Source organism: Sphingomonas sorbitolis, from assembly GCF_036663875.1.
Taxonomy (GTDB): Bacteria; Pseudomonadota; Alphaproteobacteria; order Sphingomonadales; family Sphingomonadaceae; genus Sphingomonas.
Window position 1 is genome coordinate 190,270 of record NZ_JAXOJS010000002.1, and the last position, 20,466, is coordinate 210,735.

20 protein-coding genes are annotated in these 20,466 nt (G+C 67.2%); 13 read left to right on the forward strand and 7 right to left on the reverse strand.

Going from position 1 to position 20,466, the window contains the following annotated elements:
* Window positions 1–192 precede the first annotated feature (192 nt).
* The 3 genes from gatB to gatC are packed head-to-tail and all read right to left on the reverse strand — an operon-like array spanning window position 193 to window position 3,462.
* Window positions 193–1,674 (reverse strand): Asp-tRNA(Asn)/Glu-tRNA(Gln) amidotransferase subunit GatB, encoded by a 1,482-nt coding sequence (gene gatB, locus U1763_RS06145; RefSeq protein WP_332754538.1) that lies wholly within the window; start codon window positions 1,672–1,674, stop codon window positions 193–195.
* Window position 1,675: 1 nt separating this feature from the next.
* Window positions 1,676–3,160 (reverse strand): Asp-tRNA(Asn)/Glu-tRNA(Gln) amidotransferase subunit GatA, encoded by a 1,485-nt coding sequence (gene gatA / locus U1763_RS06150; RefSeq protein WP_332754539.1) that lies wholly within the window; start codon window positions 3,158–3,160, stop codon window positions 1,676–1,678.
* Window positions 3,160–3,462, reverse strand: coding sequence for an Asp-tRNA(Asn)/Glu-tRNA(Gln) amidotransferase subunit GatC (gene gatC, locus U1763_RS06155; protein ID WP_056048145.1), 303 nt, complete (start codon window positions 3,460–3,462; stop codon window positions 3,160–3,162). Before gatC ends, gatA begins: the two co-directional genes overlap by 1 nt.
* A gap of 246 nt (window positions 3,463–3,708) precedes the next feature.
* On the opposite strand from gatC, the gene U1763_RS06160 reads away from it, so the two are divergent.
* The 5 genes from U1763_RS06160 to U1763_RS06180 are packed head-to-tail and all read left to right on the forward strand — an operon-like array spanning window position 3,709 to window position 9,106.
* Complete coding sequence (locus U1763_RS06160; protein ID WP_332754540.1) at window positions 3,709–4,818, forward strand: DUF3089 domain-containing protein; 1,110 nt, start codon at window positions 3,709–3,711, stop codon at window positions 4,816–4,818.
* A complete protein-coding gene (gene ruvX, locus U1763_RS06165; protein ID WP_332754541.1) occupies window positions 4,815–5,282 on the forward strand; it encodes a Holliday junction resolvase RuvX in 468 nt (155 codons plus the stop codon). Before U1763_RS06160 ends, ruvX begins: the two co-directional genes overlap by 4 nt.
* A gap of 46 nt (window positions 5,283–5,328) precedes the next feature.
* Complete coding sequence (locus U1763_RS06170; protein WP_332754542.1) at window positions 5,329–6,861, forward strand: hypothetical protein; 1,533 nt, start codon at window positions 5,329–5,331, stop codon at window positions 6,859–6,861.
* A 41-nt stretch (window positions 6,862–6,902) separates the two neighbouring features.
* Window positions 6,903–7,889: an aspartate carbamoyltransferase catalytic subunit gene (locus tag U1763_RS06175; protein WP_332754543.1), complete on the forward strand. Its 987-nt coding sequence runs from the start codon at window positions 6,903–6,905 to the stop codon at window positions 7,887–7,889.
* The gene (locus U1763_RS06180) at window positions 7,886–9,106 is read left to right on the forward strand and encodes a dihydroorotase (protein WP_332754544.1); all 1,221 of its coding nucleotides are present in this window, start codon (window positions 7,886–7,888) and stop codon (window positions 9,104–9,106) included. The genes U1763_RS06175 and U1763_RS06180 overlap by 4 nt, the downstream gene beginning before the upstream one ends.
* 203 nt (window positions 9,107–9,309) lie before the next feature.
* Here U1763_RS06180 and U1763_RS06185 read toward each other — a convergent pair whose 3' ends face one another.
* From U1763_RS06185 to U1763_RS06195, 3 genes are read right to left on the reverse strand one after another with little or no spacing between them, the layout of a single operon-like run.
* The gene (locus U1763_RS06185; RefSeq protein WP_332754545.1) at window positions 9,310–10,626 is read right to left on the reverse strand and encodes an SPOR domain-containing protein; all 1,317 of its coding nucleotides are present in this window, start codon (window positions 10,624–10,626) and stop codon (window positions 9,310–9,312) included.
* Window positions 10,627–10,642: 16 nt separating this feature from the next.
* On the reverse strand, window positions 10,643–11,098 hold the full coding sequence (locus U1763_RS06190; RefSeq protein ID WP_332754546.1) for a hypothetical protein: 456 nt from the start codon (window positions 11,096–11,098) through the stop codon (window positions 10,643–10,645).
* A 1-nt stretch (window position 11,099) separates the two neighbouring features.
* Window positions 11,100–11,804: an AAA family ATPase gene (locus tag U1763_RS06195; RefSeq protein ID WP_132898105.1), complete on the reverse strand. Its 705-nt coding sequence runs from the start codon at window positions 11,802–11,804 to the stop codon at window positions 11,100–11,102.
* 177 nt (window positions 11,805–11,981) lie between these two features.
* Between U1763_RS06195 and U1763_RS06200 the strand changes: the two genes are divergently transcribed.
* The 3 genes from U1763_RS06200 to U1763_RS06210 all read left to right on the forward strand — a co-directional run bounded on the left by U1763_RS06200 (window position 11,982) and on the right by U1763_RS06210 (window position 13,843).
* Entirely contained in the window at window positions 11,982–12,998 is a 1,017-nt protein-coding gene (locus U1763_RS06200; RefSeq protein WP_332754547.1) for an SPOR domain-containing protein, read from the forward strand.
* A 55-nt stretch (window positions 12,999–13,053) separates the two neighbouring features.
* Window positions 13,054–13,263 (forward strand): hypothetical protein, encoded by a 210-nt coding sequence (locus U1763_RS06205; protein ID WP_332754548.1) that lies wholly within the window; start codon window positions 13,054–13,056, stop codon window positions 13,261–13,263.
* A gap of 100 nt (window positions 13,264–13,363) precedes the next feature.
* On the forward strand, window positions 13,364–13,843 hold the full coding sequence (locus U1763_RS06210) for a hypothetical protein (RefSeq protein WP_332754549.1): 480 nt from the start codon (window positions 13,364–13,366) through the stop codon (window positions 13,841–13,843).
* Between the two features lie 149 nt (window positions 13,844–13,992).
* Here U1763_RS06210 and serB read toward each other — a convergent pair whose 3' ends face one another.
* Window positions 13,993–14,874, reverse strand: coding sequence for a phosphoserine phosphatase SerB (gene serB / locus U1763_RS06215; RefSeq protein WP_332754550.1), 882 nt, complete (start codon window positions 14,872–14,874; stop codon window positions 13,993–13,995).
* Here serB and miaA point away from each other — a divergent pair.
* The 5 genes from miaA (at window position 14,867) to U1763_RS06240 (ending at window position 20,459) form a co-directional block, all read left to right on the forward strand.
* Window positions 14,867–15,796: a tRNA (adenosine(37)-N6)-dimethylallyltransferase MiaA gene (gene miaA, locus U1763_RS06220; protein ID WP_332754551.1), complete on the forward strand. Its 930-nt coding sequence runs from the start codon at window positions 14,867–14,869 to the stop codon at window positions 15,794–15,796. The two genes, serB and miaA, sit on opposite strands and share 8 nt — an antisense overlap.
* Window positions 15,797–15,878: 82 nt before the next feature.
* Window positions 15,879–17,627 (forward strand): acetolactate synthase 3 large subunit, encoded by a 1,749-nt coding sequence (locus U1763_RS06225; protein ID WP_332754552.1) that lies wholly within the window; start codon window positions 15,879–15,881, stop codon window positions 17,625–17,627.
* A 1-nt stretch (window position 17,628) separates the two neighbouring features.
* Complete coding sequence (ilvN, locus tag U1763_RS06230) at window positions 17,629–18,144, forward strand: acetolactate synthase small subunit (protein WP_056057922.1); 516 nt, start codon at window positions 17,629–17,631, stop codon at window positions 18,142–18,144.
* Window positions 18,145–18,358: 214 nt separating this feature from the next.
* Window positions 18,359–19,378, forward strand: a complete 1,020-nt coding sequence (gene ilvC, locus U1763_RS06235) for a ketol-acid reductoisomerase (RefSeq protein ID WP_093397093.1) — start codon at window positions 18,359–18,361, stop codon at window positions 19,376–19,378.
* Between the two features lie 475 nt (window positions 19,379–19,853).
* Window positions 19,854–20,459: a YceI family protein gene (locus tag U1763_RS06240; RefSeq protein WP_332754553.1), complete on the forward strand. Its 606-nt coding sequence runs from the start codon at window positions 19,854–19,856 to the stop codon at window positions 20,457–20,459.
* Window positions 20,460–20,466 lie beyond the last annotated feature (7 nt).

The window sequence follows — 20,466 nt, forward strand, 5'->3', positions numbered from 1 at the left end:
CCGGCCTTCGCCGGGGTGGTGCCTGTCGAGGGCGGGCGAACTACACTTCTGCTAGTTCCCTCGCGAACGCGGGGGCCCAGGAATCAAACAGCGCTGCGTTCCGTTACCCTGGACTCCCGCGTTCGCGGGAGAACGGAAAGGGCGGGACACCAGCAGGTGCGGGAGAGAGAGCGAGCGAGGAAGTCGATAGCCTTACGAAGCCACCGACTCCCCAAGCATCCCCTTCAAAACCTCATTCACCACGGCAGGGTTAGCCTTCCCCCCCATCGCCTTCATCGTCTGGCCCACGAAGAACCCGAACAGCTTGTCCTTGCCGCCACGATAATCGGCAACCTTGTCCACATTCGCCGCCATCACCTCGGCAATCACGGCCTCGATCGCCCCGGTATCGCTGGTCTGCTTCAACCCGCGATCCTCAACCACCTTCGCCGCGCCGTCGCCAGTCTCGAGCATCACCTCGAACACCTGCTTCGCGAGGCTCCCCGACAGCGTGCCGTCCGCGATCAGCCCCAGCAACTCCGCCGCCTGGGCAGGCGACACCGGTGAGTTCTCGATGTCCTTGCCGGTCCGGTTCAGCGCGCCGAACAGTTCCGACGTCGTCCAGTTCGCCGCCGCCGCCGGCTTCGCACCTGCATCGAGCAACGAATCGAACCACCGCGCCGCCTCGACTTCGGCGGTCAGCACCGTCGCCTGATACGCGGTGATCCCGAGCGCCTCGTACCGAGCCCGCTTCGCATCCGGCAGCTCGGGCAGCGACGCCCGGCACTCGGCCAGGAACGCGTCGTCGAGCACCAGCGGCAACAGATCGGGATCGGGGAAGTAGCGGTAATCATGCGCGTCTTCCTTCGACCGCATCGAGCGCGTCTCGTTGCGATCGGGATCGTAGAGCCGCGTTTCCTGCTGGATCTTGCCGCCGGCTTCGAGCACCTCGACCTGACGCTTGGCCTCCTGTTCGACCACCGCCATCACGAAGCGCACCGAATTGACGTTCTTCGTCTCGGTCCGCGTGCCCAGCTCGTCGCCGGGCTTGCGCACACTGACGTTGACGTCGGCGCGCATCGAGCCTTCTTCCATGTTGCCGTCGCACGACCCGACATAGCGCAGGATCGATCGCAGCTTCCGCAGGTAAGCCCCTGTTTCCGCTGGCGAAGCGAGATCGGGCTTCGACACGATCTCCATCAGCGCGACGCCCGACCGGTTGAGGTCAACATAGGACTGGGTCGGATGCTGGTCGTGCATCAGCTTGCCCGCATCCTGCTCGACATGGATGCGCTCGACGCCGATCCGCTTGCCTGCGGCATCCGGATTCTTCTCGTCGAGGCTGATGTCGATCGCGCCCTCACCGACGATCGGATGATAGAGCTGGCTGATCTGATAGCCCTGCGGCAGATCGGCGTAGAAATAGTTCTTCCGATCGAACCGCGACCATGTGTTGATCTGCGCCTCGATCGCCATGCCGGTGCGGACCGCCTGACGGATGCACTCGCGGTTCGGCACCGGCAGCATGCCCGGCATCGCCGCATCGACGAGGCTCACCTGCGTGTTGGGCTCCGCACCGAACGCGGTTGCCGCGCCTGAGAAGAGCTTGGCGTTCGACGTCACCTGCGCGTGCACTTCGAGGCCGACCACGACCTCCCACTCACCGGTTTCGCCCTGGATACGATAATCGCTCATGTTACCACCAAGCCTCTGGTCGCGCGGTAAATCCTGCCCGCTGTTCGATCGCGAGCCCTGCGTTCAGCACGCCCTGCTCGTCGAGCGGCTTGCCGATGATCTGCAGCCCAAGCGGCAGGCCCTGCTTGTCGAGACCACCCGGCACCGACATCGCCGGCAGGCCCGCGAGGCTCGACGGCACGGTGAACACGTCGTTCAAATACATCGCAATCGGATCGGCCGACTTCTCGCCGAGCGCGAACGCGGCCGACGGTGCGGTCGGCGTCAGCAGGACGTCGCACGTCTCCCAAGCCCGCTCGAAATCGCGCGCGATCAGCGTCCGGACCTTCTGCGCCTGCGTGTAATACGCATCGTAGAAGCCGGCCGACAGCACATAGGTGCCGATCATGATGCGGCGCTTCACCTCGGGGCCGAAGCCGTCGGCGCGGGTGGCGGCGTACATGTCCTGCAGGCCGGCGCCGGTCGGCAGGTCGCGGATCCCGTAGCGCACGCCGTCATAGCGCGCGAGGTTCGACGACGCTTCGGCGGGCGCGATGATGTAATAGGCGGGGAGCGCGTATTTGGTGTGCGGGAGCGAGACCTCGACGATCGTCGCGCCGGCGTCCTTCAGCCAGTCGATGCCCTGCTGCCAGAGCGCCTCAATCTCCTCGGGCATCCCGTCGACGCGATATTCCTTGGGAATGCCGACGCGCAGGCCGTTGAGATTGCCGGACAAACCCGCTTCCCACTTCGGCACGTCGAGCTGCAACGAGGTGCCGTCCTTCGCGTCGAACCCGGCCATCGCCTCGAGCAGGATCGCGCAGTCGCGGACGTCGCGCGCCATCGGCCCCGCCTGGTCGAGCGACGAGGCGAACGCGATCGTCCCCCAGCGCGAGCAACGGCCATAAGTCGGCTTAATGCCGCTGATGCCCGTGAACGCGGCGGGCTGGCGGATCGAACCGCCGGTATCGGTGCCGGTCGCGCCGGGGCATAGCCGAGCAGCCACTGCCGACGACGAACCACCCGACGAGCCGCCGGGAGCCAGCGAGGCGTTACCGCCATCGTTGCGCTTCCACGGCGAGATCACGTTGCCGAACGCCGAGGTCTCGTTCGACGAGCCCATCGCGAACTGGTCCATGTTCAGCTTGCCGAGCATCCCCGCGCCCGCGTCCCACAAATTCTGCGAGACGGTCGACTCGTAGGTCGGCGTGAAGCCTTCAAGGATGTGGCTCGCCGCGGTCGTCGTGACGCCCTTGGTGCAGAACAGGTCCTTCATGCCGATCGGCACGCCGGCCAACGGCTTGAGCGTCTCGCCGGCTGCGCGCGCGGTGTCGGCAGCGGTGGCGGCGGCGATCGCGTGCTCGGGCGTCTCGACAAGAAACGCGTTCAACGCCTTGGCCTGGCTCACCTTTACGATGAACGCGTCGGCGACTTCGCGCGCCTTGAAGGAACCATCGCGAACGCCGTCGCGGATCCCTGCGATCCCGAGATCTGTGAGGTCGGTCATTATTCGATCACCTTCGGCACGGCGAAGAAGCCATGCTCTGCCACCGGGGCATTAGCCAAGACCTGCTCGCGGATGCCGCCGCCGGTCAGCGGGTCGGCGTTGACGACGTCGTCGCGCAGCCGCAGCGTGTTGGGGATGACGGCGGTCATCGGCTCGATACCGGTCGTGTCGACCTCTTCGAGCATCTCGATCCAGCCAAGGATGTTTCCGAGTTCCGGCGCCATTCGGGCGGCGTCCTCGTCGGTGATCGCGATGCGCGCAAGGCTCGCGATCCGCTTCACGGTTGCAGTATCTACGGACATGCCCCGCGGCTAGCACCGCGTGGCGCGGGCGCGCAACACCCTTCTAGCTCGCGGCGCTTCTTGTTCCCCCGCGGAGGCGGGGGCCCAGGATTACAGAGGATGCCGCCCGAGATCCTGGGCCCCCCGCCTCCGCGGGGGAACGAGCCAGTTCCGGGCCGCCGCCGGTTTCCCCAACGAGAAGGCGCCCGTTGCAACCTTCCCCCGCATACGGCACGGGAGCGACACCGCCTGCACGGAAGGTCCCGCTTGGCCCGCAAGTTTCTCTATTTCGTCGCCGCGATGATCGTCCTCGCGATCGCCGCATTGCTCGCCTATCGCCTCTACGGGACGGAGTTGATCCGGATCGCGATGGTCCCGCGCGAGACGTTTCAGGCGCAACGCGAGGCCCCGCGCAACATCTACGCGCGAAAGATCATGTGGCTCGCCCGCCCCGATGCGCCCGGCAACCCGGCGCTCTGGACGCCGCCCGGCTACACGCCCGGCCAGGCCGGCACCGGCGCGGCGATCTTCTTTATCCACCCGACCTCGTACATCAACCGCGACCACTGGAACGCGCCGATCGACGATCCCGAGACCAATGCACGAGCGGAACTCTTCCTCCGCGGCCAAGCCAGCGCGTTCAACGAGGCCGGCGACATCTGGGCGCCGCGCTATCGCCAGGCGACGTTCGGCGCATTCCTGACCAGCGCCGCCGAAAGCGAACGCGCGCTGGCCTTGGCCTACGGCGACGTGTCGGCGGCGTTCGACCGGTTCCTCAAGGAAGCTGGCCCGACCCGCCCGATCATCCTTGCCGGGCATAGCCAGGGCGCGCTCCACCTCACCCGCCTGCTCCGCGACCGGATCGCCACCGACCCGAAGCTGAAGGCACGGATCGTCGCAGCCTATGTCGTCGGCTGGCCCGTCTCGCGCGCGACCGACCTGCCGCGCATGGGCCTCCCCGAATGCCGCGCCGCCGACCAGACCGGTTGCATCCTGTCGTGGGAAAGCTTTGCCGAGCCCGCAGATCCGTCGTTGATCGTCGACACCTACGACCAGACCACCGGTTTCGACGGACAGCCGCGGAAAGCCACGCCGATGGTCTGCACCAACCCGCTGACCGGCACCGCCGACGCGACCGCGCCCGCCACTGCCAATCTCGGCACACTCGTCCCGTCAGCCGACCTCAAGACCGCGACGATCGCAATCGGCAGCGTTCCCGCGCGCTGCGCCGATCGCGGCTTCCTGCTGATCGGCGAGGGCCCGAACCTCGGGCCGTACGTGCTGCCGGGCAACAACTACCACGTATACGACTACAGCCTGTTCTGGGCGAACATCCGCGCCGACGCCAACCGCCGCCTCAAGGCTTTCGCGCAATGATCACCGTCTCCCCCGCCCTTTTCCGCGACGCGCTCCCGAACGGCGGCCGGCTGATCGGCCTCGACGTCGGCACCAAGACGATCGGCACCGCACTCTGCGACGCGGGCTGGTCGTTCGCGAGCCCTGCCCTCCTGATCCGGCGTACCAAGTTCCAGAAGGACAAGGCCGCACTTGCCGAGATCATCAAGGCGCAGGCCGTCGTCGGACTCGTCATCGGCCTGCCGATCAACCTCGACGGCAGCGAAAGCCCGCGCTCGCAATCGACGCGCGCGTTCGCGCAGAACCTCAAGGACATGGGCCTCCCGATCCTCCTCCAGGACGAACGCTGGTCGACCGTCGCGGTCACGCGCACGCTGATCGAACAGGACGCCAGTCGCGCCAAACGCGCCGAACTCGTCGACAAGATGGCCGCAGCCTACATTCTCCAGGGCGCGATCGACGCGCTGGTCACCGCACAGATCTAGCACGCCGTTAACCGTCCCTTGCCGGATGGCGTGCGATGCCACGCTCATGCCGCACGCGACCGACCAGGACAGGCCGAAGCCATGGTGGACCACGCGCCGCTATGGCGCGCTGGTCAGCCTACTGCTCGCGGTCCCGCTGCTGGGCCCGACGATCCCGCCGCTGACCGACATCTTCGGCCATCTGGCGCGCTACACGATCGTCGAACGGATCGGCACATCGCCGTATCTCCACCATTGGTTCGCGACGCACTGGCAGCTCTCGGGCAATCTGGGCGTCGACCTGATCGCGGCCGCAGTCGGTCCGGCGTTCGGCCTCGTCCTCGTCACCAAGATCACCATGATCGCGACCGCGGTGCTGACCAGCGGCGGCATGCTGCTCGTCGCGCGCGCGGCGCATGGCCGCCTCCCCCCGACCGCACCGTTCGCGTTGCCGCTCGTGTTCGGCATGCCGTTCCACTACGGCTTCCTCAATTACAGCCTGTCGATAGCGCTGGTGTTCCCCGCGATCGCGCTTTGGTTGCGGCTGGGGTTGCGGCGGGATCGCGGTATCGTTCGCGCCGCGCTCTTCGTGCCGATCGGCCTGGCGATCTGGATCACGCACCTCGCCGGCTGGGGATTGCTCTGCCTCGTCCTGTTCGCGATCGAACTGGCGACCGCGCGACGCGATGGCGCCCCTTACTGGCGTGCGGTCATCGCCTGCCTGCCGCTCGCCGCACCGCTCGCGCTCCTGCTGCTCCAGCCGGGCGGATCGTCGACGATCGGCCTCTCGCACTGGTTCGACGGCTCGCTGAAGCTGTTCTTCGTCCTAGCCGTGCTGCGCGATCAGAACGCCGTGTTCGATATCGCCAGCGCCGTGCTGCTCTACGCGCTCGTCGTGTTCGGCCTGCGCGGGCTGGGTTTCCGCCTGGAGCCACGCCTCGCCTGCGCGGCGACGGCGGTGTTCGCGGCGTTCCTCGTGATGCCCGGCATGATCATGGGGTCCGCGCTCGCCGACATGCGCGTGCTGCCCTGCGCGCTGGCGCTGGCGATCCTGTCGCTGTCGCCGACCAGCATGGCGCAGCGTAACCTCAACCTGCTGGCCATTGCCGCGCTGGCGTTTCTCGGGCTGCGGCTGGCGGTCCAGACGATCGGCTGGGCGCGCACCGCGACGCTGCAACGGGAACAGCTCGCCGCGCTCGACCATATCCCGCGCGGCAGCCGCGTGTTCGTGCTCGTCACGCTCCCCTGCGAATCGGCATGGAGCAGTCACCGGATGGATCATCTCGGGCTGATGGCGATCGTCCGCCGCGATGCGTTCGCCAACGGCGTGTGGGACATGCCGTCATCGCAATTGACGGTGCACCGACCCGACGCCACCGGCTTCGTCTATGCCGGCAGTCAGACGCTGTTCCCCGCCGGATGCCGGTACGACCCGCGGTACGACCTTCCCCGCGCCCTCGCGACGCTGCCGAGGACGGCATTCGACTTCGTGTGGCTGATCGACACGCCGCGCGCCGACAAGCCGAACGATCGCGGCCTCCATCGGATATGGTCGGGCAACCGCGGTGCACTGTACCGGATCACGCGCGCGCCCATCTGAGCCTTGCCCCCCGCCCCCGCGGCCACTATCCCGCGGCTTTAATGCGCACTTCAGATCACCGCCCCGCCGCCCTCATCGAAGGCGGCGCCGTCTTCCCGCACCGGCATCTCACCGGCATCGACGGGCTCCAGCCGCACGAGATCGCGTTCCTGCTCGACGAGGCGGAGACGTGGGTCGGCGCGAACCGGGCGCATGCCACGCCCGACAAGCGCTTGGCCGGCCTTACCCAGATCAACGCGTTCTTCGAGAACAGCACTCGCACGCTCCTGTCGTTCGAGATCGCCGGCAAGCGTCTCGGCGCCGACGTCGTCAACATGCACGCCGCGCAGTCGAGCGTGAAGAAGGGCGAGACGCTGATCGACACCGCGATGACGCTGAACGCGATGCGCGCCGACGTGATCGTGATCCGGCATATGTCGTCGGGCGCAGTGCGGTTGATCGCGGACAAGGTAGACTGCCCCGTCCTGAACGCTGGCGACGGGCGTCACGAGCATCCCACGCAGGCGCTGCTCGATGCGCTGACGATCCGGCGGCGGAAGGGCTCGATCGCGGGCCAACGCGTCGTCATCTGCGGCGATCTGCTGCACAGCCGGGTCGCGCGCTCGAACATCCTCGCGCTGACCGCGCTTGCCGCCGAGGTCCGCGTGTGTGCGCCGTCGACGCTGATGCCGCCGATGATCGAACGGATGGGCGTGACCGCGTTTACCGATTTCGACAAGGCGCTGGAGGGTGCGGACGTGGTGATGATGCTCCGGCTCCAGAACGAGCGGATGGACGGGGCGTACGTGCCGTCGACGCGCGAATATCGGCTGCGCTACGGGCTGACGCTCGACCGGCTTGCGAAGGCGGCGCCCGATGCGCTGGTGATGCACCCCGGCCCGATGAACCGCGGCGTCGAGATCGACTCGGCGGTGGCGGATCACGCCCGCTCGGCGATAACCGAACAGGTCGAGATGGGGGTGGCCGTCCGCATGGCCTGCCTCGACGTGCTGACACGACGAGCGCGCGGCGTGGAGGGTTGGGCATGATCCTCGCGCTCACCAACGCGACGCGCGTCTGCCCCGTCGGCGGCGTGACGAAGGGCAATGTGCTGGTCCGCGACGGCGTGATCGTCGCAACCGGGATCGTCGACATTCCTTCGGATGCGGACATAGTCGACTGCGGCGGCAAGACCGTCGCGCCGGGGATCGTCGATCTCGGCGTGGCCAAGGTCGACCGTGCTGCGTTCCGTGCCGGCGGGATCGTGCGGATCGGCCTGATGCCGGACCAGTCGCCGGTGCTCGACGACCCCGGCATCGTCCAGCGCGCGGCGCTGATCGGCAAGCCAGACCTGTGGATTCACCCGATCGCCGCCGCCACACGCGGGCTCGAAGGCCATGACCTTGCCGAAATGGCGATCTGTCTGTCGGCGGGCGCGAAGGCGGTCGGCACGGGGAAACACTGGATCGCGGACAGCGGCGTGATGCGGCGCGTGCTCGCCTATGCGCGCGATCTCGACGTGACGGTGATTGCGCATGCCGAGGACGGCGGGCTCACCGCTGGCGCGGTCGCGACCGAGGGCGAGACGGCGACGCGGCTCGGTCTCCCCGCCGCGCCGGCTGTTGCCGAGGCGCTGGCGATCGCGCGCGACCTGATGCTCGCCGAAGATACCGGCGCGCGTATTCACATCCGCCAGGTAACCACCGCCGCCGGGTTCGACCTGATTCGCGCAGCCAAGCGTCGCGGCGTGTCGGTGACGTGCGGGATCACGCCGGCGCACCTCCACCTGTCGGAGATCGCAGTGAGCGATTTCCGATCGTTCGCGCTGCTCTCGCCGCCACTTCGCGCGGATAGCGACCGGCAGGCGGCGCTGGCGGCAATCGCGGACGGGACGATCGACGTGCTGTGCTCGGGTCACGAACCGCGCGGGCCGGAGGAGAAGCGGCTGCCGTTCACCGACTCGAGCAGCGGGATGGCTGGCGCGGAGACGCTGCTGCCGCTCGCGCTGATGCTGGTGCGCGACGAGCATCTGACGCTGGAACGGCTGTTCGCGCTGCTGGCGCGTAATCCGGCGCGGGTGCTGGGGCTCGATACGGGTACGCTCGAGGTGGGCAAGCCTGCCGACCTGATGCTGTTCGATCAGCAGGCGCCTTGGCAGATCGTCGGGGAGGCGTTCAAGGCCGAGGCGGGGAATACGCCGTTCGACGGGCTGCCGGTGCAGGGCCGCGTGCTGCGATTGTGGAAGGGTGGCCGCGAAGTTCGGTGAGGCGCGGGCGATACCCCATCAACACCACCCCGACCCCCAACACCACCCCGAACCCACCGACACCACCCCGGCGAAGGCCGGGGCCCAATTGGGGAACGTCACCAACTGAGCGATGCCCTCCGTTACGCCGACCTTTCCAATTGGGCCCCGGCCTCCGCCGGGGTGGTAATTATTTCACAGGCCTGACGTTCAGCCTGCCCCTCTTACCGCGAGGCCAACTGCATCCCCGGCTTGCGCAACCATTGCGCCATCGCATCGCCCGCGCCCATTCGGACGAAGCACGCCCCGCCCTTGGCGCGGTACTGCCGGCACATCGAATCCGCCGCAGACCGGCTGAACCCGCCGACCGACAGCCGGTAGAAATCCTCGCCAACCGCTTTGAAATTCATGCCGTTGGGCGTGTAGCCCGCGAGCACCGCGAACCGCTTGGCAGCACGCCCCCACGCATCGCGCGCAACGCCGGCGCTGTCGAACGCACCGAGCTGCACATACCAACGACCGCTGGCCGGCGTCTTCACCTGATACGCCGCGCTCGCCATCCCGCGGCCCGAAGGCGCAGGAGCCGAGGCGACCTTGATCGGACCGCCCGCCGGACGAAGCATCATCGCGGGCAACGCCTGGACGACCTCCTGCCGCGGCCCGAACGACACCTTCGAAAAACCGACCGGCGCAACGGTTGGAACGACAGCAACCTCGACCGGGGCCTCCACCGTCACCGGATCGACCGCCGCGAGCGCCTGTGCGGGCGCACCTGGCACCACGGGCGCAGGCGCGTTCAACGCGAGCGCAACCGGCTGCCCCGCATCCGCCGCCGCGCGCACGCCGAGCAGGCTCGCCACCTGATCCGACGCGTTGGCCGGCTGTGCGAACGCCGCCCATTGTTCGAGCCGCGCATCGACATCGGCGGGCGCCATGTCCGCCGCCGCGACCACGCGCGCCTCCTGCCAGCGCCCCGCCAGCGCAAAGCTCAACGCCAAATTCTGCCGCACCTTGGCGTTCGCCTCGGGCGACCGCGCGGTTTCGGTCAGCAGCGCGATCCCCCCCGCGGTATCGCCCGCGAGCGACAGCGCCAGCCCGCGATCGGGCGCCGGAATGATCGCCGCGTGCGTCGCCAGCGTCTGCCGCGCCGCCTGCCAGTCGCCCGTCGCGACCTGTGCCAGCGCGAGGTTGAGCGCTGCCTTGCCGTTGGTCGGCGACAACTGCAGCGTATCCGCGAACGCCTGCGAGGCCGACACGAACCGCCCGCCCTGCAGATAGCTCTGGCCGAGCAGCATGCGGTAGTCCGCCGATTGCGGCATCAGCGCCACCGCACCCTCGGCAAAGCCGATCGCCGCCGGACCATCACGCCTGGCGAGCGCGGTCTGCGCCCTGCCCGCATCCGTCGCCGCGCCCTTCGACGCGAGCGCCACGCTGCGATCGCTGGCCGACGCTATGCCGCTACCATTGGCCGCGCAGCCGACCATGGTGCCGCCGAGCATGAGGGCGGAAATGCTGCCGAGGAAAAGTGCGCGCGTGGTCATCGGGATAATCCCTGTTTCAACGTTTTGGCGTGGCCGGCGGCAGCTGCGCGACGAGCGCATCCACTTCCGGCAAGGTCTGGAGAAAGGCATCGAGAGCGAGCGTGACGAGATGTTGCGACGACGATCCGGTGACCGCACTCGCCAACCGCAGCCGGAGGTGTCGATCGGTATCGAGCCGCAACGTGAACGCAGCCTTCGCGCCCTTCGTCTTGGCACGAGTCTCGCGGCCGATCCGTGCAGCGGTAGCATTCGAGACCGACGCGACCACGACCGGACGTTCGATCTCGACCTTCAACGCCTCGCGCGCGACCAGCACCGACGGCACGGCCGAGCCCATGTCGTTCCAGCCGAGATCGTCGCCCGCGTCATCGGCCGGCGCATTCAGATCCTGCGGCCGCATCGCCGGACGCGCGTCGCCCTTGCGCGCCAGCAGCGACGACGACAGCGCGGCGCGTGGTTTGGTCTGGGCCATCTCAGCCGACGCCCCGGCGGCCGAAGCCGCCTGCGACAGGACGCTGCCCTGCGGCGGCCGGCACGCTGAACACGGTGCGGCGGAAATTCTTCTCGAGCCGGTCGCAGACATAGGTCCACAGCGCCTCGATCTCAGCGGTCGAGCGGGTATTCGCGTCAAGTTCCATCACCGTCCGCCCGTCGATCATCGAGACCGCGAAGTCGGTGCGCTGGTGGACGATGACCGGCGCGACCGTGCCGTGCTGCGACAGCGCCAGCGTCGCGTCGGCGGTGATCCGCGCTTTCGGCGTGGCCGCATTGACGACGAAGATCAGCGGCTTGCCGGCACGCGCGCACATGTCGACGGTCGCACCGACCGCGCGCAGATCGTGCGGGCTCGGCCGCGTCGGCACGACGATCAGCTCGGCGACCTGGATCACGCTCTGGATCGCCATCGTGATCGCTGGCGGCGTATCGATCATCGCCAGCTTGAAGCCTTGCTGGCGGAGGATTTCGAGATCGGCGGCGAGCCGCGCAACGGTGGTCTGCGCGAAGGCCGGCTCCTCGGCGGTGCGTTCGTTCCACCAGTCGGACAGCGAGCCCTGCGGGTCGATGTCGATCAGCACCACCGGACCATGGCCCGCACGCTCCGCCTGGACGGCGAGATGACCCGTCAAGGTCGTCTTCCCCGATCCCCCTTTCTGCGATGCGAACGCCAGAACGCGCATAATCTGCCTGATCCCCCGATAGTCGCAGCCGGCATGGCAGGCGCGGGTCAAGAAGCGGTTAACAGCGCGTCATAATGGGGTTGATCCGAGCGAAATCGGTCGGAAATTACCCGTACGCCCTTTGCCTAACGCGGCGAACGGCGGCATGGTAGCGATGAGTCGATATGGGGTAGAGCGATGACGGTTGGGCGTAAGCTTCTGGTGGGTGCGATCGCACTGAGCGGCGTGTTCGCCGCCGTCCCCGCCTATGCCGACGTGAAGGCCGGCGTCGACGCCTGGGGCAAGGGCGATTACGCGCGGGCCGTCGGCGAGTGGCGACCGCTCGCGATCGCCGGCGATGCCGACGCGCAGTTCAACCTTGCCCAGGCGTACAAGCTGGGCCGCGGCGTGCCGCTCGATCCCGGCCTCGCCGAAAGCTGGTTCCGCAAGGCGGCCTTGCAGGGGCATCTCCAGGCCGGCGACAATTACGGCCTCGCGCTGTTCCAGGCGGGGAAGAAGACCGATGCGCTGCCCTGGCTCGAAAAGTCGGTCGCACGCGGCGAACCGCGGACTCAGCTGGTGCTCGGCACGATGCTGTTCAACGGCGACGGCGTGCCGCGCGATTTCCCCCGCGCCTATGCGCTGATGACGCGCGCATCGGCGTCGGGGTTGCAGTCGGCCTCGCAGACACTGGCACAGATGGACCAGTATATTTCGCCCGCCGACCGCGAGAAGGGCACCGCGCTGGCGCAGCAATATGCGTTGCAGGCGCCGCCCGCCGCCCCGTCGCGATCAACCGTCGGAGCGACCAGCGCACGGAACGACGTACCGGCGTCGCGGGTGGCCGAGACGCCGCGGCCTACGCGCTCGGCATCGAGTTCGCCGCCTGCTCGCGGCCCAGCCCCGACGCGTGAGCCCGCACCAAAGCCGACGCCGAAACCAGGGCCGGCAAAGGCGGTTGTGGCGAAGCCTGCGCCCAAGCCCGCACCGGTCAAGGCGACCGGCAACTGGCGCGTCCAGCTCGGTGCGTTCCGCGATCAGGGCAATGCCGAGACGCAGTGGAACAAGGTGCGCGGCAAGCTTCGTGGCGCGCAGCCTTTCTATGCCAAGGCGGGCACCGTGACGCGGCTCCAGGCCGGCGGCTTCGCGTCGAAGGCGGACGCGACGCGCGCCTGCTCGGCAGCGGGCGTGCCGTGCGTGATCGTCGCGCCCTAACTTAAGGGACCGAAACGGCGATACGCATGACGATACTCATGACGGGGATGTGCGAATGTTCTTTCTAACCTTGGCGTTATTGTCGGCGCCGTCGACCTGCACCGAGATTAAGCAGCAATGCCGCGCGTGCCCCACCGAGGGCAGCCTCAAAGGGTGTTCGACGGTCGGCATCGCCTGCCAGCCGACGCGGCGTATCTGCGAACCCGCTGCGCCTGCAAAAGCCGTGGTGCGTCCAGATCGCGGTATCGACAAACGGTCGCATTGAACGCCGGTGGTGCCGTCGTTGTGGGGGCGGGACCTGGCGCGGCAGGGATCAATTAGCCGGACCGGTCGTTTCGTTTCGACATCGACCGGGAGCTAGATGAATGATTAAGACCTTGGCGCTGGCATTTGCCGGCGCAACGCTGTTAGCCGCGTGTTCGGGCGAGCAGCCTGCAACGACCAATAGCGATGCGATGACGGAAAACGGCGTGTCGTTGCGCAATCTCGCGGAAACCGACGTGGCCGTCCCCAAGCCCGAGCAGCTGACGGTCAAGGGCCGGCTGATCCCTACCCCCTCCGATCCGACCTCGCGGCACTTCCTGCTGCGCGAACGCAAGGCGGCCAGCGGCACGATCATCGCGATCCTGCGCCAGGAGCATGATGGCAAGGTCGCCTATGCGCGCACCGAGACCGACTGCGCCAACCGCCTGTTCCATGTGCTGGGCGTCGGCCCCAACCGCGCGCTGGTCGAGACCAACATCGCGCATGACGGCCCGCTGCGGCCGATCAAGGGGCTACCGTTGCGCGAAGAACTGGCGACGTATGTCTGTGAAGCGAGCGGCACACCGCTGGCGAAGGGGTAATACGGCCCATTCTAATCCTCCCCCGCCAGGGGGAGGTGGCTGGCTCTTGCCAGACGGAGGGGGAGGAAGGGGAAACCTGTGTTCCGTGTCCTCCCCCTCCGTCACCTTCGGTGCCACCTCCCCCTAGCGGGGGAGGATCGCAAGGACGGCTAGTCCAAGACCCAGTGCTGCTTCGCGATACCCTGCGCATAGAGTAGTGCCGTCAGATCCCCGTGGTCGATCCGCGCCGCCGCAGCCGCCGCGACGATCGGCTTGGCGTGATACGCCACCCCCAGACCCGCCGCCTCGATCATCGCCAGATCGTTCGCGCCATCACCGACCGCAAGCGACTCCTCGACCGGGATACCCCGCTCGGCGATCGCAGCGCGGAGCGTCGTCAGCTTCGTGTTCGAGCCGACGATCGGCTTGGTCACCGTTCCCGTCAGCACGCCGCCTTCGATCTCCAGCACGTTGGCGATCACACGGTCGAAACCGATCTCTTTCGCCACCGGCTCCGCGAACCGCGTAAACCCGCCCGACACCAGCACCGCCAGTGCCCCGCGCGCGCGCATCGTCCGCACCAAAGCCTTGGCGCCAGGCATGATCGTCACGCGCTCGGCTAAGCAGCGTTCGATGTCGCTTTCGGCCAGGCCTTTGAGGAGCGCTACGCGCGCAGCGAGCGCGGCTTCGAAATCGAGTTCACCGCGCATCGCGCGCTCGGTGATCTCCGCGATCTGCGGCTTGATCCCGGCATAGTCGGCAAGTTCGTCGATGCATTCGACGGTGATCATGGTGGAGTCCATGTCCGCGACCAGCAGCGTCTTGGTCCGCGACAAGCTCGACTGCACGACCACGTCCGTCCCCGAGAAAGCGCCCTCAAGCGCGACCCGAGCCGCATCCGGCGCCATCCCGAAGATCAGGTCGGCGGCGTCGCCCTCATCGATCCAGCCGCTCGCGCCCGGTGCGCAGCCGGCGTCGCGCAGGCGGTCCATCGCGGTCGAAATATCGCCTGCGGTCAGCGTGCCCGAGGCTATAAGCGTTGCCGTGAACATAGAACATCTCCCGAAGGTCGCGCTCATCGCAGGGCCGACCGCGAGCGGCAAGTCCGCGCTCGCGCTTGCCGTTGCCGCCCGCCACGTCGGCGTCATCATCAATGCTGACTCCGCACAGGTCTATGCCGACCTCCGCATCCTCACCGCCCGCCCGTCGCGAGAGGAAGAGGCCAGCGCCCCGCACCGGCTGTTCGGCCATGTCGATGCCGCCGACGCGAGCTACTCCGCTGCGCGCTGGGCTACCGAGGCGACGCTGGCGATCCGCGAAACGCTCGCGGAGGGGAAGCTGCCGATCCTGGTTGGCGGAACCGGGCTCTATATCCGCACCTTGCTCGACGGTATCGCGCCTGTTCCCGAGATCGACCCGGCCCTTCGCGAGGAGGTCCGCGCCCTCCCCGTGGCGGAGGCGCACGCCGCGCTCGCGCACCTCGACCCGCAAGCCGCCGTCAAGCTCAACGCAGCCGACACCACCCGCGTCGCTCGCGCGCTCGAAGTCGTTCGCGGCACCGGCCGCACGCTCGCCGACTGGCAGCGGGACAAGGTCGGCGGGATCGGCGACACAATCGACGTCCGCGCGCTCATCCTGATCCCCGACCGCAACTGGCTCAACGCGCGTATCGATCAGCGCTTCGCCGAGATGGCCGATACCAGCGGCGAGGAAATCACCGCACTCCTCGCCCGCACCGATATCCCGCACGATGCCCCGATCCGCCGCGCGATCGGTGTGCCCGAGATCGCCGCGCTCGTCCGCGGCGAGATTTCGAAACCCGACGCCATCGCCGCCGGATCGCTCGCCACGCGCCGCTACGCCAAGCGCCAATACACTTGGCTCCGACACCAGCCGCCCGCCACCTGGCCCCGCACCGAAGCCCTCGACCTACCAACGCGCCTGCAGCAATTTGAAACTATATTGCTCAAATGATGTTTGACACGCATCTTTTATATCGGTAGCCGGCCCCACCACGAGACGCTAAAGGCAGCGTTCTCGCAAAGGATGATATGAAATGACCGAGAAGAGTGGAGCCGATATCCTGATCGAGGCGCTGTGCGATCTCGGCGTGGAGGTCGTCTTCGGCTATCCGGGTGGCGCCGTGCTGCCGATCTACGACGCGCTGTTCCGCAGCGGCCGGATCAAGCACATTCTGGTGCGCCACGAACAGGCTGCGACGCATGCCGCCGAAGGCTATGCGCGCTCGACCGGCAAGCCTGGCGTGGTGCTCGTCACCTCTGGCCCTGGCGCGACCAATGCCGTGACCGGCATCACCGACGCGCTGATGGATTCGATCCCGATGGTCGTGATCACCGGTCAGGTGCCGACCGCACTGATCGGCACCGATGCGTTCCAGGAGGCCGATACCGTCGGCATCACGCGCCATTGCTCGAAGCACAATTACCTCGTGAAGGACCCCGCCAAGCTTGGCGACGTGATCCACGAGGCGTTCCATATCGCCACCTCGGGTCGCCCGGGGCCGGTGGTCGTCGACATTCCCAAGGACGTGCAGGTCGCCACCGCGCGGTACAAGAAGCCGGGGCCGATCCAGCACAAGACCTATCGCCCGCAGGTGAAGGCCGACCAGTCGCAGATCGAGCAGCTCGTCGACATGCTTGCCGCGGCCGAACGTCCGATCCTGTACACCGGCGGCGGCATCATCAATTCGGGCCCGGCCGCGAGCCAGTTGCTGTGCGAACTCGTCCGCATCACCGGCGCGCCGGTGACGTCGACGCTGATGGGCCTTGGCGCCTATCCCGCGTCGGGGCCGCAGTGGCTCGGCATGCTCGGGATGCACGGCACGTACGAGGCGAACATGGCGATGAACCAGGCCGACCTCGTTGTCGCGCTCGGTTCGCGCTTCGACGACCGCGTGACCGGGCGGCTCGATGCGTTCAGCCCGAACTCGCGGAAAGTGCATGTCGACATCGATCGCTCGTCGGTGAACAAGACGGTGCGCGTCGATCTCGGCATCATCGCCGACGTCGGCCACGCGCTCGAGGACATGGTGCGGATCTGGAAGAGCCGCCAGCATCCGAAGCCCGACACGACCGACTGGCAGCGGCGGATCGCTGGCTGGCGCGCGGTGAAGTGTCTCGATTTCCCCGAGAACGATCCGAACGAGATCATGCCGCAGCGCGCGATCCGGGCGCTGTTCGACGCGACGCAGGCGCAGTCGCCGATCATCACGACCGAGGTCGGCCAGCACCAGATGTGGGCGGCGCAGCATTTCGGGTTCGAGAAGCCGAACAAGTGGCTGACCAGCGGTGGTCTCGGCACGATGGGCTATGGCCTGCCCGCCGCGATCGGTGCGCAGCTCGGCAATCCGAACGCGCTGGTGATCGACATCGCCGGCGAAGCGTCGATCCAGATGAACATCCAAGAGCTGGCGACCGCGTCGCAATACCGGTTGCCGGTGAAGATCTTCATCCTCAACAACCAGTATATGGGCATGGTTCGCCAGTGGCAGGAGCTCACCTATGAGAGCCGCTATGCGGAGAGCTATTCGGATTCGCTGCCCGATTTCGTCAAGCTCGGCGAGGCGTATGGCTGGAAGGGCATCCTGATCGAGACGCGCGACCAGCTCGACAGCGGGATTGCCGAGATGCTCGCGTATGACGGCCCGGTGATCGTCGATTGCCGCGTGTCGCAGCTGACAAACTGCTTCCCGATGATCCCGTCGGGGGCTGCGCATACCGACATGATCCTGCAGGCGAACGAAGTGTCCGGCACGATGGACGACGAAGCGAAGGCGCTGGTTTAAGATGCACATCTCCCAGGAAAAGGCCGAGCGGCACACGCTCGCCGTCATCGTCGACAACGAACCGGGCATCCTCGCCCGGATCGCCGGCCTGTTCACCGCGCGCGGCTATAATATCGAGAGCCTGACGGTGAGCGAGATCACCGCGGACAAGTCGGTCAGCCGGATCACGATCGTCACCAGCGCATCGCCGGCGACGATGGAGCAGATCCTCGCCCAGCTCGACCGCCTCGTCCCCGTCCACAAGGTCACCGACCTGACCGCACAGGGCGCGCACGTCGAACGCGAGCTCGCGCTGGTGAAGGTCCGCGGCACCGGCGACCACCGGATCGAGGCGCTGCGCCTCGCCGACGTCTACCGGGCGCGCGTGGTCGATGCGACGACGTCGAGCTTCGTGTTCGAGGTCACCGGCGGGATCGACAAGATCGACAAGTTCGTCGAACTCATGGGTGAAGTCGGTCTGATCGAAGTCGCCCGAACCGGCATTGTCGCGATCGCCCGCGGCAAAGAGCCGGCCTGAATTCCGCTGACCCAGCTTCATCGATACCCATTTTGATCTGACCCCGCCCCCCCATCCGTCACCCCAGCGAAAGCTGGGGTCTCCCCCGGCTCCTGTCCCGCAAGAGCCGCATGAGATACCAGCTTTCGCTGGCATGACGCGATTTGCCGCTGGTGTGGCGGATTTGCGGGCACCGACGCTTCAAGACCCAATTCTTCCAGAAAGGACCTTTCCAATGCGTGTCTATTACGATCGCGACGCCGACCTGAACCTCATCACCGACAAGAAGATCGCGATCGTCGGCTACGGTTCGCAGGGCCACGCCCACGCGCAGAACCTCCGCGATTCGGGCGTCAAGGACGTCGCGATCGCACTCCGCGAAGGCTCGGCCACCGCCAAGAAGGCGATCGAGGCAGGCTTCGCGGTCAAGTCGAACAAGGAAGCCGCAGCCTGGGCCGACATCGTCATGATCCTCGCGCCCGACGAGCATCAGGCGGCGATCTACGCTGCCGACCTGCACGACAACCTCAAGCAGGGTGCGACGATCGCGTTCGCGCACGGCCTCAACGTGCATTTCGGCCTGATCGAGCCCCGCGCCGATCTCGACGTCATCATGATCGCGCCCAAGGGCCCCGGCCACACCGTGCGCAGCGAATATGTCCGCGGCGGCGGCGTCCCCTGCCTGATCGCGATCGATCAGGACAAGTCGGGCAACGCGCATGACATCGCTTTGGCGTACGCGTCGGGCGTCGGCGGCGGTCGCTCGGGCATCATCGAGACCAACTTCCGCGAGGAATGCGAGACCGACCTGTTCGGCGAGCAGGCCGTGCTGTGCGGCGGCATCACCCACCTGATCCAGGCCGGGTTCGAGACGCTGGTCGAGGCCGGCTACGCGCCCGAGATGGCGTATTTCGAGTGCCTCCACGAGACCAAGCTGATCGTCGACCTGCTGTATGAGGGCGGCATCGCCAACATGCGCTATTCGATCTCGAACACGGCCGAGTATGGCGACATCACGACGGGTCCGCGGATCATCACGGCGGAGACGAAGGCCGAGATGAAGCGCGTGCTGGCGGACATCCAGTCGGGGCGGTTCGTGAAGAACTTCATCCTCGATAATCGTGCGGGGCAGCCTGAGCTGAAGGCGGCGCGGAAGCAGGCGCTGGCGCATCCGATCGAGAAGATCGGGTCGGAACTGCGTGGGATGATGCCTTGGATTGGTAAGAATGCGTTGGTGGACAAGGCGAAGAACTGACGCGAGCGCGCGACAGCGCGTGAGCGCGGCCGGCACGACGGAGCCTGCCCATAGGGCACGGCTTCGCCGGGTCCGACGGGCTGGCGTGGGGAACGTGCTGAGGTCAGCGTGAAGCCTGCCGCTACCCTAACACCCCGGCGAAGGCCGGGGCCCAGTTGGGGGACGTTGCTAACGGAAGACGACGCTCCGTTACCTCGACCTTTCCAACTGGGCCCCGGCCTTCGCCGGGGTGGTCGCGTTTTGGAGAAAGCGTCGATCACTCCTCCCCTGTTCCCTCGCGAACGCGGGGGGCCAGGGTCTCGGGCGGTGATCGTGGTTTAGCTGGGCCCCCGCGTCCGCGGGGGAACTGGAACGGGGCAGCGGCCTCGCTTTCTCTCCCCCCACCGACCCAAATCCGAAACACAGCGTTGGCATAACGCCGTTTGACGCGCCCCCTCCCCTCGGCCAGCATCGCGCGTCAAACAGGAGACCCCGCATGCGCCTAGTCCTAGCCACCATCCTCGCCCTCACCGCCGCGCCCGTACTGGCCCAGACCGCAGGCGTCCCCGGCGCACCGGTCAAGGCACGCGTCGCCGCCGGCACCTACGCGATCGATCCGAACCACACGCAGGTCACGTGGCAGGTCAACCACATGGGCTTCTCGATGCTCGAGGGGCAGCTCGGCGCGTCGGGCGGCAGCATCACGATCGATCCCGCCAAGCCGAACGCGACCAAGGTCGAGGTGAACTTCGCGATCGATCAGCTCTCGGTCACCTCGGCACCGTTTGCGGGGCATCTGAAGTCGAAGGACTTCTTCGACGCCGCGACCTATCCGACCGCCAAGTTCGTCTCGACCAAGGTCGTCGCGACCGGCGACAAGGCGACGATCACCGGCGACCTCACGCTCAAGGGCGTCACCAAGCCGGTCGTGCTGCAGGCGACCTTCGTCGGCGCGGGTGCGAACCCGATGAACAAGAAGCTGAACTTCGGCTTCCGCGCGACGACCTCGATCAAGCGCAGCGACTTCAACCTCGGCGCCTACGCTCCGGTGGTGTCGGACAAGGTGGACCTGACGATCAACGCCGCCTTCGCCGCGCAATAATATACCA

Coding starts and splice junctions, on each gene's coding strand:
- gatB (WP_332754538.1), bottom strand. CDS start 1,674: ATGAGCGATTATCGTATCCAGGGCGAAACCGGTGAGTGGGAGGTCGTG.
- gatA (WP_332754539.1), bottom strand. CDS start 3,160: ATGACCGACCTCACAGATCTCGGGATCGCAGGGATCCGCGACGGCGTT.
- gatC (WP_056048145.1), bottom strand. CDS start 3,462: ATGTCCGTAGATACTGCAACCGTGAAGCGGATCGCGAGCCTTGCGCGC.
- ruvX (WP_332754541.1), top strand. CDS start 4,815: ATGATCACCGTCTCCCCCGCCCTTTTCCGCGACGCGCTCCCGAACGGC.
- U1763_RS06170 (WP_332754542.1), top strand. CDS start 5,329: ATGCCGCACGCGACCGACCAGGACAGGCCGAAGCCATGGTGGACCACG.
- U1763_RS06175 (WP_332754543.1), top strand. CDS start 6,903: ATGCGCACTTCAGATCACCGCCCCGCCGCCCTCATCGAAGGCGGCGCC.
- U1763_RS06180 (WP_332754544.1), top strand. CDS start 7,886: ATGATCCTCGCGCTCACCAACGCGACGCGCGTCTGCCCCGTCGGCGGC.
- U1763_RS06185 (WP_332754545.1), bottom strand. CDS start 10,626: ATGACCACGCGCGCACTTTTCCTCGGCAGCATTTCCGCCCTCATGCTC.
- U1763_RS06190 (WP_332754546.1), bottom strand. CDS start 11,098: ATGGCCCAGACCAAACCACGCGCCGCGCTGTCGTCGTCGCTGCTGGCG.
- U1763_RS06195 (WP_132898105.1), bottom strand. CDS start 11,804: ATGCGCGTTCTGGCGTTCGCATCGCAGAAAGGGGGATCGGGGAAGACG.
- U1763_RS06200 (WP_332754547.1), top strand. CDS start 11,982: ATGACGGTTGGGCGTAAGCTTCTGGTGGGTGCGATCGCACTGAGCGGC.
- U1763_RS06205 (WP_332754548.1), top strand. CDS start 13,054: ATGTTCTTTCTAACCTTGGCGTTATTGTCGGCGCCGTCGACCTGCACC.
- U1763_RS06210 (WP_332754549.1), top strand. CDS start 13,364: ATGATTAAGACCTTGGCGCTGGCATTTGCCGGCGCAACGCTGTTAGCC.
- serB (WP_332754550.1), bottom strand. CDS start 14,874: ATGTTCACGGCAACGCTTATAGCCTCGGGCACGCTGACCGCAGGCGAT.
- U1763_RS06225 (WP_332754552.1), top strand. CDS start 15,879: ATGACCGAGAAGAGTGGAGCCGATATCCTGATCGAGGCGCTGTGCGAT.
- ilvN (WP_056057922.1), top strand. CDS start 17,629: ATGCACATCTCCCAGGAAAAGGCCGAGCGGCACACGCTCGCCGTCATC.
- ilvC (WP_093397093.1), top strand. CDS start 18,359: ATGCGTGTCTATTACGATCGCGACGCCGACCTGAACCTCATCACCGAC.
- U1763_RS06240 (WP_332754553.1), top strand. CDS start 19,854: ATGCGCCTAGTCCTAGCCACCATCCTCGCCCTCACCGCCGCGCCCGTA.